Source organism: Chitinophaga sp. RCC_12, assembly GCF_041360695.1.
Taxonomy (GTDB): Bacteria; Bacteroidota; Bacteroidia; order Chitinophagales; family Chitinophagaceae; genus Chitinophaga.
In genome coordinates, this window is sequence record NZ_JBFUPS010000002.1 from 118,761 (window position 1) to 130,140 (window position 11,380).

10 protein-coding genes are annotated in these 11,380 nt (G+C 46.9%); 6 read left to right on the forward strand and 4 right to left on the reverse strand.

Annotated features, from left to right (window positions below):
- Position 1 precedes the first annotated feature (1 nt).
- The 3 genes from AB6805_RS05630 to AB6805_RS05640 all read left to right on the forward strand — a co-directional run bounded on the left by AB6805_RS05630 (position 2) and on the right by AB6805_RS05640 (position 3,263).
- Complete coding sequence (locus tag AB6805_RS05630) at positions 2-730, forward strand: YqjF family protein (protein WP_370908475.1); 729 nt, start codon at positions 2-4, stop codon at positions 728-730.
- Between the two features lie 104 nt (positions 731-834).
- Complete coding sequence (locus tag AB6805_RS05635; RefSeq protein ID WP_370908476.1) at positions 835-2,052, forward strand: nucleoside permease; 1,218 nt, start codon at positions 835-837, stop codon at positions 2,050-2,052.
- Between the two features lie 20 nt (positions 2,053-2,072).
- Positions 2,073-3,263, forward strand: coding sequence for a Gfo/Idh/MocA family protein (locus tag AB6805_RS05640; protein WP_370908477.1), 1,191 nt, complete (start codon positions 2,073-2,075; stop codon positions 3,261-3,263).
- A gap of 57 nt (positions 3,264-3,320) precedes the next feature.
- On the opposite strand, the gene AB6805_RS05645 is transcribed toward AB6805_RS05640, so the two are convergent.
- Together AB6805_RS05645 and AB6805_RS05650 are read right to left on the reverse strand one after the other, a co-directional pair.
- Positions 3,321-3,908: a DUF6134 family protein gene (locus tag AB6805_RS05645; protein WP_370908478.1), complete on the reverse strand. Its 588-nt coding sequence runs from the start codon at positions 3,906-3,908 to the stop codon at positions 3,321-3,323.
- 140 nt (positions 3,909-4,048) lie between these two features.
- Positions 4,049-5,899 carry a 2-oxoacid:acceptor oxidoreductase subunit alpha gene (locus AB6805_RS05650; RefSeq protein WP_370908479.1) on the reverse strand — a complete coding sequence of 617 codons (1,851 nt, stop codon included), beginning with the start codon at positions 5,897-5,899 and terminating at the stop codon, positions 4,049-4,051.
- Between the two features lie 281 nt (positions 5,900-6,180).
- Here AB6805_RS05650 and AB6805_RS05655 point away from each other — a divergent pair, with 281 nt between their 5' ends.
- From AB6805_RS05655 to AB6805_RS05665, 3 genes are all read left to right on the forward strand, one after another.
- Entirely contained in the window at positions 6,181-6,921 is a 741-nt protein-coding gene (locus AB6805_RS05655; RefSeq protein ID WP_370908480.1) for a Bax inhibitor-1/YccA family protein, read from the forward strand.
- A gap of 261 nt (positions 6,922-7,182) precedes the next feature.
- Entirely contained in the window at positions 7,183-7,500 is a 318-nt protein-coding gene (locus tag AB6805_RS05660; protein ID WP_370908481.1) for a carboxypeptidase-like regulatory domain-containing protein, read from the forward strand.
- Between the two features lie 178 nt (positions 7,501-7,678).
- Positions 7,679-8,425, forward strand: a complete 747-nt coding sequence (locus tag AB6805_RS05665) for a head GIN domain-containing protein (RefSeq protein WP_370908482.1) — start codon at positions 7,679-7,681, stop codon at positions 8,423-8,425.
- A 105-nt stretch (positions 8,426-8,530) separates the two neighbouring features.
- Here the strand turns inward: AB6805_RS05665 and AB6805_RS05670 are convergent, their stop codons facing one another.
- Together AB6805_RS05670 and kynU are read right to left on the reverse strand one after the other, a co-directional pair.
- On the reverse strand, positions 8,531-9,943 hold the full coding sequence (locus tag AB6805_RS05670) for a 2'-5' RNA ligase family protein (RefSeq protein ID WP_370908483.1): 1,413 nt from the start codon (positions 9,941-9,943) through the stop codon (positions 8,531-8,533).
- Positions 9,944-9,952: 9 nt separating this feature from the next.
- Positions 9,953-11,221 carry a kynureninase gene (gene kynU, locus AB6805_RS05675; RefSeq protein WP_370908484.1) on the reverse strand — a complete coding sequence of 423 codons (1,269 nt, stop codon included), beginning with the start codon at positions 11,219-11,221 and terminating at the stop codon, positions 9,953-9,955.
- Between the last annotated feature and the right edge of the window lie 159 nt (positions 11,222-11,380).

An 11,380-nucleotide genomic window follows, 5' to 3' on the forward strand; every position in this document is an offset into this window, starting at 1 on the left:
TATGCGTCCATTCCTCACCGCCGACTGGAGAAACCTGCTGATGATTAACTTTGAAGCAGATCCCGCCGTACTCAAGGCATATGTACCGGCTCATACAGAACTGGACACCTGGAATAATACCACCTACATAAGCCTCGTTGGCTTTCTCTTCCAGGACACGCGGGTGAAAGGATTTTCTTTTCCCGGTCACCGCACTTTTGAAGAAGTAAACCTCCGCTTCTACGTACGATACAAACAGGCCGGTGAATGGAAACGTGGAGTTGTGTTTGTAAAGGAACTGGTGCCCAAAGCACTCATCACCTTTGTAGCCAATACCCTGTACGGGGAGAAGTATGCCACCCATATTATGACCCACTCCTGGGAAAATCCCGATGAGGGCACCCTGAAAGTAGCCTACCGCTGGAAAGTAAAAAACGAATGGAATCATTTGTCGGCTACCGCCATGCAGGCGAGTCAGCCGGTCATTGCCGGCAGTGAAGAACAATTTATTACAGACCATTACTGGGGCTATACCCGCCTTGATCGCCAAACCACCGGTGAATACCAGGTAACGCATCCGCAATGGGACATTCACCCGGTCACCGGATTTGATTATCATTGCAGTACCAGGCTATTATACGGCGCCGCATTTGAAAACATGCTGCAACAAACACCCACAAGTGCTTTACTCGCTGCCGGCTCCGGCATTACGGTAATGCCCGGTAAAAAGATCAGGAACAGTACTTTGTGAACCGCAGAAGTTTCTGTTATCCATCAATAATTTCATGCGGCAATTATGAAATTTTATTATCTTAAGCGGTTCATCAAGATTCAATCAATAAAGCATTAGTCGCTATGAGATCAGCTGTTAGGGTACAACTATCATTTATGATGTTCCTGGAATTTTTTATCTGGGGCGCATGGTTTGTGACATTGGGCACATTCGTATTAAAAAATCTGCAGGGCGCCACCGATACCCAGGTAGGCTATGCCTTTCTTACGCAGTCCATCGGTGCAGTAATAGCGCCTTTTATTGTGGGTATTATTGCCGACCGGTTTATTTCTGCACAAGTCATCCTCGGGGTGATACACCTCGCCGGCGCGGCGCTGTTATGGACCTGCTCGGGCATGACCAGCTACGACAGCTTCTACCCGGTGTTGCTCATTTATATGATCCTTTACATGCCTACCCTGGCGTTGGTTAATTCCATCTCCTTCCGGCAGATGAGTGATCCCAGTAAAGAGTTTTCTTTTATTCGTGTATTCGGCACCGTGGGCTGGATCATCGCGGGCTTACTCATCGGGTGGCTGCAGTGGGAAAAAACCAATTCGCTCGACCTTACCTTTAAAATGGCCGCAGGCGCCTCCCTCCTGTTGGGATTGTTCAGCTTCACGCTGCCTAAAACCCCGCCGGCAAAAAAAGGCACACAGATCTCTGTAAAAGAAATCCTCGGCCTGGATGCCATCCGGATGCTGAAAAACCGCTCCTACCTGCTGTTCTTCCTCGCCTCTATTGCCATCTGTATTCCGCTGGCGTTTTATTATAACTTCACCAATCCATTCCTGAACGAAATAGGCATGAACGCTGCCGCCGGCAAGCAATCCATGGGTCAGATGTCGGAATTCCTGTTCATGCTGGTAATGCCGCTGTTCTTCGCCAGGTTAGGCGTAAAAAAGATGTTGGCATTAGGTATGCTCGCCTGGGTGGTACGCTACGCATTGTTCTCTTTCGGCGACATTGACGCCAACTACTGGATGCTGATCGTAGGTATCATCTTACATGGTATCTGTTACGATTTCTTCTTTGTAACCGGGCAGATCTACACCGATAAAATTGCTGGTGAAGAATTCAAAAGCTCCGCACAAGGCTTTGTAACACTGGCTACCTATGGCGTAGGAATGTTAATTGGTTTTATCATCTCCGGCCCGATTGTAGACGCATATAAAACAGGCGCCAACAGCCACAACTGGCATACCATCTGGCTGATCCCCGCGGGTATTGCTGCGGTAGTATTAGTACTGTTTATGTTGTTTTTCAGAGATAGTAATAAGAATACGGTTGTTAAACATTAATCATCGGCAAAACGATTATTATGGCAAAAATAGCAATGCTTGGTTCAGGTTTTATTGCGCGGTTCTATGCCGATTCCCTGCAGGGACAGCGTAGCCGCGATAAAATTGTAAGTGTGTACTCTCGCCGGGAAGAAAGCGCGCAAAAATTCGCCACAGATTACGATGTTGCTTTTCAGACCACGGAAATGGAAGCTGCCATTGCCCGTCCGGAAGTAGACGTAGTTTGTGTATCTCTTCCCAATAACCTGCATGAAACAGCGGTTAACCTTTGTTGCAAACACAAAAAAGCCGTGATCTGCACCAAACCGCTGGGACGTAATGCAGCAGAAGCGAAGCGCATGCTGGAAGCAGTAGAAAAAGCGGGCATCTTCCATGGTTACCTGGAAGACCTGGTGTACACTCCCAAATTCCTGAAAGCGCTGCAAAGCGTGAAAGAGGGTGCGCTGGGAAGGATCCTCTGGGCCAAGTCCAGGGAAACGCATCCTGGCCCCCACAGCGAATGGTTCTGGGATAAAGAACAGGCCGGCGGCGGCTGCATCCTGGACCTGGGTTGCCACTGCGTGGAAATTGGCCGCAACTTTATCGGGAAGGATATTAAGCCGGTAGAAGTGATGTGCTGGGCAGATACGCAGGTAAAACCGATTGATGCGGAAGACCATGCTATTGGTCTCGTCAAATATGAGAACGGCGCTATCGGACAATTTGAAGTAAGCTGGACTTTCCGCGGTGGCCTCGATCTGCGCGATGAAGTAATGGGCACAGAAGGAACCATCTGGCTCAACAGCTTCCTGCGTACCGGCTTTGATATGTTTACCACCGGCAAAGGCGCCGACTACGTAGCAGAGAAAGCCGAAAGTAATTCCGGCTGGTTGTTTCCCGTAGGCGATGAGCTGAATGAACTGGGCTATAATCACATGTTCACCAATATGTTTGATGCCATGGAAGCCGGTAAGGAAGCCAATGAAACGTTTTACGACGGCTACGTGGTAAACGCTATCCTCGATGCGGCCTATAAAAGCGCTGCCACCAAGCAGTGGGAACCGGTGCAACTGGAAATCTGGCGTGGACAGGAAGGGCTTACCAAAGCAAAAACCTTAACAGAATATAACGATCAGTATTATCTCGTAAAAGAAGAAATGACACATTTCGGGGCTAAGAAACTGATCCTGAAAGATAAAGTGAGCGGGCAGATCATTGAACAGGTATTGTAATTTTTATGATAGATGTGATTGTCCTGGTAGGCTATCAGGATAATCACATCCCCGCCGTTAGCTTATTTTTACAAACAGGGCTTTACCCAGTGCATGATTTACCTCTACCTGCTTTAAGATCCCGTTTTCATATTTGAATATGTTCTTTTTCCCTTCCGGTAGTATCAGCTCATACACACCTCCACCCAGGGGTTTCACGGGCAGGAAGCGGCCCAGTGTTTCAGAGAATACACGGTTCAGCTGCCGGGGTTCAATAAAATAAAGATCGGCAACACACTCCTCTATTTCCGTATCTATGACGGATTTTTCTCCGTTCACTATTATCGTATATTCTTTACCGTTACGACGGATAATTGTCTGTTTATCTTCTCCCGATTTACCGGATACACGCGAAACCTTTGCATTGGTGAGTACATTGTTATTGTATTCATTTGCAATGTCGCTGTTGATCTTCGACAGCATGATCTGGATCCGTGTTTTTATAATGATGCTTTTAGCGCTTCCGGCGAGCTTGCGGTTAGCCTCAATAGTCCCTACTGCGTGATTGGCAATACGCACTTCGAAAGTATTGGTTTGCGCATTTACCTGCAAAAACAATACAGCTACTGTGAAGGTGATAAACAAAATCCTAAAAAGACTATTCATAATAGTTGACTTAAACTAACAATATATTCCGGGGGAAGTAGTAGCTGTAAGTGTTCCCCCCATCAAGGAAAATACAAAAAATCCTGTCACGACGGACAGGATTTTTTATTGTGTACTTTAAAATAATATGTAGCCGTAGTTTATGCCAGCATTTCCCTGATTTTGGTAATCAGTTCACCTTTGGTAATAGGTACGCCCATAATTTTATGATAGCCTTGTGCGTCAATAAGGAACTGATCACGGATAATTTTGATCAGCTGGCCGTTATTGATTTCAGGAATCAGCACTTTATCATAGCTGTGCAGTATTTCGCCCAGGTTTTTGGGGAACGGACGGATATAGCGGATATGTGCATGCGCTACTTCGTGTCCTTCTGCCAGTAGGTCCAGCACGGCACTTTTAATGGCGCCATAGGTGGAGCCCCAGCCCAATACGAGGACCTTGCCCTTTTCCGGACCGAGTTCTATTTGCTGTAATGGAATATGATCTGCGATCTTATCTACCTTTTCCTGGCGGATCTTCACCATCAGCTGGTGATTTTCCGGATCGTAGCTTACGTTACCGGTGATGTTCTGTTTTTCCAGGCCACCAATACGGTGTTCCAGGCCGGGCGTGCCGGGTACTGCCCAGGGGCGCACCAGGTTTTCATCACGGTGATATGGCAGGAATTGTTCCTCTCCTTCTTCCAGGCCTTTCTTGAATTTTACTTCAATGGCGGGCAGGTCAGCGGCTTTAGGGAAGCGCCAGGGTTCAGAACCATTGGCGATATAGCCATCACTGAGGAAAATAACCGGGGTCATATGTTTTACAGAGATACGGAACGCTTCAAATACCGCGTCAAAACAATCTGCCGGAGTGGATGCAGAAACAATCGGCATCGGGCACTCTCCGTTACGGCCATAATAGGCCTGTAACAGGTCGGACTGTTCCGTTTTGGTAGGCAACCCGGTAGAGGGGCCACCGCGTTGAATATCAACGATTATCAAAGGTATTTCCAGCATTACTGCCAGTCCCATGGCTTCACCTTTCAGCGCCATACCGGGGCCGGAAGTAGTGGTTACGCCCATATGACCGCCATAGGACGCACCGATGGCGGAGGTGATACCGGCAATTTCGTCTTCCGCCTGGAAAGTACGGATACCAAAATTCTTGAAGCGGCTCAGTTCATGCAGGATATCGGAAGCCGGTGTGATCGGGTAGGTACCGAGGAACAGGGGCAGGTTTGCCTTCTGCGATGCTGCCACCAGGCCGTAAGCCAGGGCTGTGTTACCGGTAATGCTGCGGTAGGTACCTGGTTCCATCCGGGCCTTTTCCACACGATAGCGGGTGGTAAAGGCTTCTACGGTATCGGCGAAGTTGTAGCCGGCATGCAGTACTTTCAGGTTACTGTCCAGGATTTCCGGTTTTTTGCCGAATTTCTCTTTCAGGAACACTTCTGTATTTTCCATGTTACGGTCGTACAGCCAGTACAGGAATCCCAGCACAAACATATTTTTGGCGCGATCTTTCTCTTTCATACCCAGGGTAGTATCCTTCAGCGCTTCGCGCGTCATTTTGGTTACATCCATGGTATGCAGCTGGTATGGCGCCAGGGAACCATCTTCCAGCGGGTTTACGCCTTCCGGGTAATTGGCCAGGCGAAGGTTCTTAGCATCAAAACCATCTGTATTGGCGAGGATAATGCCGCCTTTTTTAAGTCCTTTCAGGTTGGCCTTCAGTGCTGCCGCGTTCATCACTACCAGCACATCACAGGCATCACCCGGGGTGAATATTCTGTTAGAAGAAAAGTGTAGCTGGAAACCGCTCACGCCGGGTAACGTACCTATTGGGGCACGGATTTCTGCCGGAAAATCCGGGAACGTGCTCAGGTCATTACCGAATAATGCGGTGTTGTTTGAAAACTGGGTACCTGTTAACTGCATCCCGTCTCCACTGTCGCCTGCAAATTTTATCACTACATCCTCCAGCTGTTGAATCGAAGTATTAGGCATCTATTTATTCTTTTTAAGATATTCTTTTTAAAGATGTAAATTTAGGTAATCGGGAGGTAGGAACCCACTGCCCTGCAATATTATTCCCGATCCGATCACAAAAGTACACAACTTTAGTAGACTATTCTTACCTGAATAAAGCATTCCCATTACTTATAGTTATGGCTGATAACGGGAAGTTATGGTTATAGAAATGCTAATTTTGCGCGTTTTCAGCAGTATAACTACGGCTGATATCAAATCAAATCGTATTTTTAACCCATAAAATTAAACTATACTTTATGGCACTCTTTGAATCGAACAACCCTGTACTGAAGCAAAGTATATTTGATAAAGCGCCTCACATCGCAGGGGAGTCCATGACCATCCGTGGCACCGTTAACAAAATGTCTTTTATGCTCCTGATGTTAATGGCGGCAGCGATTTTTTCATGGGGAGAATTTTACAGGAATAGCGGCATGGTAATGCCATTGGCCTTTGGTGGCGCCATCGGTGGATTTATACTGGCACTGGTGATTATCTTCAAAAAAGAATGGTCGGCTTACCTCGCCCCCGCATATGCTATAGCAGAAGGTTTATTTCTCGGAGCTATTTCCGCTATGTTTGAGGCCAAATGGCCGGGCATTGTAATGCAATCAGTCGGTTTAACCTTTGGTACTTTCATTGCCATGCTGATCCTCTATCGCACAGGGGTGATCCGGGCAACTGAGCGTTTTAAATCCATTGTGATGACTGCTACGCTGGGTATCGGTATCTTTTACCTGATTGCCATTGTACTGCGCATGTTTAACATTGAAATGCCGCTGATTCACAGCAGTGGTACTTTCGGTATTATATTTTCCCTGGTGGTGGTAGCTATTGCAGCCCTGAACCTGATCATGGATTTTGATATGATTGAACAAGGTGCGCTGCAGGGTGCACCCAAATATTTTGAGTGGTATGCTTCGTTTGGTTTGATGGTAACCCTGGTATGGTTATACCTGGAAATACTGCGCCTCATGAGCAAATTAAACAGAAGATAAGTTACAGCTATAAGCACATTAAAAAGGCCGCCACATTCGCTGTGGCGGCCTTTTCTTTTTAAATATACCGGCCATTGTTTTTGTTAATGTCTTCCAAAAGATATGTTAAATGGCATCTCTCCAAAATATTATGGCATCGTAATTGCAAAATCGGGGTTATAACAACAAGTTCTTTTACATCTTAAAACAGTAGTAAAAAAAATGCTAACACCTTTACTTACCATGTAACCTTTATTGGTAAACCGTTTAAAATTGTAAGCTATGAAGAAGATAAAAGTAAGCATGTTAGCACTTGCAGCTGTAGCGTTTGGGGCCTTCGCCTTTAAGGGCGTTGATGGTGGAACCATAGCAGGTAAAGTAACACCGGCTGAAGGAGCTACCGAAGCCTGGGCCATTCAGGGAACAGATACGTTGACATCGCCTGTTACAGATGGCGCATTTAATTTTCAGCATGCGAAAGCTGGTGCATATACCGTTATAATAGGAGCGAAAGCGCCATATAAGCCTGCAACTGTTACAGATGTTAAAGTGGATGATGGAAAATCCACTGATTTAGGAGAAATTAAATTAGCACATTAAACAAGAGCAATAGTTTGTTTTCATAGGGGTTAATCAAAAAGCCGGTTCCGTACGTCTGTACGGCCGGCTTCTTTCATTTATACCTTCTCCCGGAAAATATTATCTTTTCTTCCCTCATAGGGGTAAGCCTTTCTCTAAACGTCATTTCTTAAAGTACCCCTTTTTTAAAATGATGTTTATGAAAAAGCAGTTTATTATAACGTATACAAGTTTGAGTATTGGATGGTTGCTGCTGATGATTGCCATCTTTAGTATTATCTTATCCGGCTGTACCAAAGAAAACATTTCCGGCTCCGGCAACGTAGTAACGGAAGTCCGTACCACAGGCCCTTTCACAGATGTGGAAATATCAGGACCATTTGAGGTACACCTGTTACAGGAAAACAACGCCAAGGTGGAAATAAAAGCAGAAGATAATATTATGGGAGTGATAGAAACAGGAATGCGGAGCAATACCTTATTTATCCGGGTAAAAAACCAGGTTAACATCCGGCATCATCAGCCCATGAAAATATATGTACACAATCCTCTCTTTCAGCGGGTAAAATTCGATGGTTCGGGATCCTTAGATAATCAGGATACCATACATACTTCCTTATTTAAGTATGAACTCAATGGCAGCGCCAATGCCGCACTTATACTGGATGCCGCTACGCTTAACACAACTATCAACGGTTCGGGCAATATTAACCTGCGTGGATTTGCGGGCTCACTGAACAGCGATATTAACGGCAGCGGCAATATCGCCGCCATGAACCTGGAAGTGCAGCATGCCAGTATTACCATCCGTGGTTCCGGTGAGCATCGCGTGTATGTAAGGAAGAACCTGGATGCCAGGATCTATGGCAGCGGAAATATATTTTATACCGGTGAAGCGAAGGTAGTAGCGGAGGTAAAGGGTTCCGGTAAGATAGTGAAGCAGTAATGATATAAACTTCGTTTAACCTACACTGTTATACTGTCTGTGTTTAAAATGAAAAGGCCCCTGCACTTGCGGGGGCCTTTTATTATTTTAAAGATGGTGCATTTATCAGGCGCCACCTAATTTGCATTTCTGCAGCACTTCCCATGATTTACCGTTGTGACGGAGGAAGTAGAGGTTGTTTACTTTAAAAGTAGCCTCGTAGTCCTTGTTTTCATATTCGGGCCATGCTTTGTTGAACTGATCATCTTCCAGGTCTTTAAAAGCCACGGTAACGTGAGGCGTAAATCCTGTACGTGCCAGCATGGTGCTGAATCCAAATTCCTTACGCAGGAAGTTGATCAGCTGACGGTGCATAGCAGACATGGTTTCACTTTTTTCCACGTTGATGAACAGTACACGGTTCTGTTTATTCGGGAAAGTACCGAAGCCTTTCAGGGAAACTTCGAAAGGAGCCTGAGTTTTGGCAAATTCCGTCAGTTCATCACAGAAAGCTTTTTCCAATGCCGGATCAGCAGTGAAAGGTACCTGCAGGGTAATATGCGGCAGCACTTTCAGTGCGTACATAGGACCGTATTGTTCTGCAAATTCCTGTTTGATCTTTATAATTTCTTTACCTACTTCTGCAGTTGGCAGGAGTGCGATAAAGTATATTTTATTATCTGGTTTTGGTTCGAAGCGCTGAGGTCTTCCACCTTGTCTTGGAGCGCCGCCGCCACGGTATCCACCACCGCCGCCACCGCCGCGATTGTATCCACCGCCACCGCCGCCGCGATCGTAACCACCGCCGCCACCGCCGCGATTGTAACCACCGCCGCCACCGCCACGATCGTAACCACCGCCGCCACCGCCGCGATTGTAACCACCACCGCCGCCGCCACGATCGTATCCACCACCGCCGCTTCCGCCGCGATCGTATCCACCACCGCCGCTGCCGCCGCGATTATAACCACCGCCGCCACTGCCGCCACGGTCGTATCCACCACCGCCGCTTCCGCCGCGATCGTATCCACCACCGCCACTACCGCCGCCGTAGCCACCACCACCACGGTTGTAGCCTCCGCCACCGCCGCCGCGATCGTATCCACCGCCGCCACTGCCGCCGCTGTAACCACCACCACCGCGGTTGTAGCCACCACCGCCGCTTCCGCCGCGATCGTATCCACCACCACCGTTGTAGCCGCCACCTGCGCCATCACGGTTGTAATTGCCACCACCACCATCCCGGTTGTAGCCACCACCACTACCGCCATCACGGTTGTAACCACCACTACCGCCTTCACGGTTGTAGCCGCCACCTGTGCCGCCATCACGATTGTAGTCTGTGCGCGGACGATATCCGCCTTCTCGATTGTAACCAGTGCGCCCTTCTGAGCCACCACTGTTGTAGTCGGGTTTGCCGCCTTCCCGCTCGTTATTTAAATTGGGTTTGTCATCGCCTTTCTCCTTATTGGGATCATTCTCTTTGTTGGTATCAGAAGAATAAGGCCTGCGGGGGCGTTCGTTTCTCTCAAAAGTCATCTTACTTAATTAAGCGTTTGAAGCAATATTAGCTATGATTTCATAAAAATGAAATACGTCCTGATAGGAGTTATATAAGGGTGCCGGTGATACCCTGATAACTCCGGGCTCTCTCCAGTCAACGATTATACCGGCATCGGTCATCCGTTGATGTATCTCTTTACCTTTGTCTAGGAACAACAAAGATAACTGAGCGCCACGTTCATTACAATTTTTCGGTGTTATAATCTGGAAATTTATGCCTTTTAACTGTTGCAAAAGAAATTCAAGATAATTGGTCATTCCTTCACTTTTGCTACGTAAAGCGCCGATACCGGCCGCTTCAAATAATTCCAGGGATGCTTTCAGGCTAACCATGTTAAACACCTGAGCGGTGCTCTGTTGCCATCCTTCAGCTTCTTTTTTAGGCACAAACCCTTTTTCCATTTTAAAACGTGCACTCTCTTCATTGCCCCACCAGCCGCCCAGTCTAAGAAAATTACGGTCGCTGGCGTGTTTCTCATGTACAAATGCGCCTCCTACTGCGCCGGGTCCACCATTCAGGTACTTATATGAGCACCAAACGGCAAAATCTACTTCCCAATTGTGCAATTCTACCGGTATATTTCCTGCTACGTGTGCCAGGTCGAAACCTGCATAAGCGCCGGCCTTATGCGCAGCTGCCGTTATAGCGGGTATATCAAAAAACTGTCCGGTATAATAATTTATACCTCCAAACAAAACCAATGCTAAGCTATCACTTTCTGTGTTAATAATCTCTAAAATATCTTCTAATCTTATCAAATGTTCTCCGGGTCGCGGGGAAACTTCTATGATTGCACTTTCCGGATCGTAACCATGGAACTTAACCTGGGTTTCAACTGCGTACTGGTCGCTCGGAAAAGCCCCTGCTTCCATTAACACTTTAAACCGCTGTTTGTTTGGCCGGTAAAAACTAAGCATCATTAAATGCAGATTCACCGTCAGCGTATTCATCACCGTCAGCTCCTGCTGACTCGCACCCAATATCGCCGTTAAAGGCTTACTGCAATACTGCTGATAATATAACCATGGATTCTTAGCCGCCCAATACCCTTCTACTGCGCATTGTTGCCAATCCGCCAACTCCTGCTCTATCGCCGCTTTCACGTTCTTTGGCTGTAATCCCAGTGAGTTGCCACATAAATAAATAGCATCCTTCCCGTTACGTTGTGGAAAATAAAACTGTGCTCTGAATTTATTTAAGGTATCCTGTTGGTCCTTCTCTTTAGCAAATGCTAATGATGCTACATACTCCATGGTCTTCCAATCTTGTCTGCGCCTTAGTTATCTTTTAATGGCGGTGCTGCTATTGTCAAGAAAGCTGTGCTGATTATCTTATTTCTCTACTTACTGATTATTACAGGCTAATGGCCTAACTGAACTGTTCAAAACAGGCGTCTTTATTTATATTATCTC